The organism is Streptomyces sp. WELS2, assembly GCF_013870595.1.
Taxonomy (GTDB): domain Bacteria; phylum Actinomycetota; class Actinomycetes; order Streptomycetales; family Streptomycetaceae; genus Streptomyces.
The window spans coordinates 1-682 of the sequence record NZ_JACBWZ010001385.1; the positions used below are offsets into that span (position 1 = coordinate 1).

The following is a 682-nucleotide window of genomic DNA, read 5'->3' on the forward strand; positions in this document are numbered from 1 at the left end:
ACCCACCGGACGGTCCAGGTCGTCCACCACGGGCAGTGCGGTGACGTCGTTGTCTTCACGCCGTGGCCGGCGTCCGGCCCGGTGCTCGTGCAGTCCCGCCGCGGCAGCCTCCTGCAGAGCCGCTTCCCAGATCTCGTGGACGCGGCCGCGCACCTGCCCGACGGCCTGGTCCTCGACGGCGAGCTGGTCGTGTGGTGGAGGGCCGGATGTCGTTCGAAGCGCTCCAGCGGCGGGCCGTCTCCGGCGGCCGGACTGCCGCCCGCCTGGCCCAGGAGATGCCGGCGCACTTCATCGCCTTCGACCTCCTTCAGCTCGACGGGCAAGAGCTGTTGCACGTTCCGTACGGCGAGCGGCGCGTGTAGCTGGAGCAGTTGTTCACCGACCGCGGGCTGAGCGCCCCGTGGACGCTGTGCCCGGAAACGACCGACCCGGCGACGGCCAAGGAGTGGCTGACGTCCTGGACGCAGGTTCCCGGCTTCGAAGGGCTGGTGATCCGGGGGAGTGGCCAGCGGTATCTGCTGGGAGCCCGCGCGCTCTACAAGGTGCGTCGCCGGGACACCACCGAAGCGGTGGTCGGCGCGATCACCGGCACCGTACGGCGGCCGCGGACGCTCGTGCTGGGCCGCCTCGACGCGGAGGGTGTGCTGAGGCCGGTCGCCCGCAGCGGCGTACGCACAGCCTG

At 72.3% G+C, this 682-nt stretch carries 1 protein-coding gene and 1 pseudogene; both read left to right on the plus strand.

Features of this window, described 5'->3' with window-relative positions; all coding sequences use genetic code 11:
* Positions 1 to 206 precede the first annotated feature (206 nt).
* On the plus strand, positions 207 to 362 hold the full coding sequence (locus H5J33_RS36515; protein WP_181798966.1) for a hypothetical protein: 156 nt from the start codon (positions 207 to 209) through the stop codon (positions 360 to 362).
* 9 nt (positions 363 to 371) lie between these two features.
* Positions 372 to 682 (plus strand): annotated as a pseudogene (locus H5J33_RS36520) (ATP-dependent DNA ligase); the annotation flags it as partial.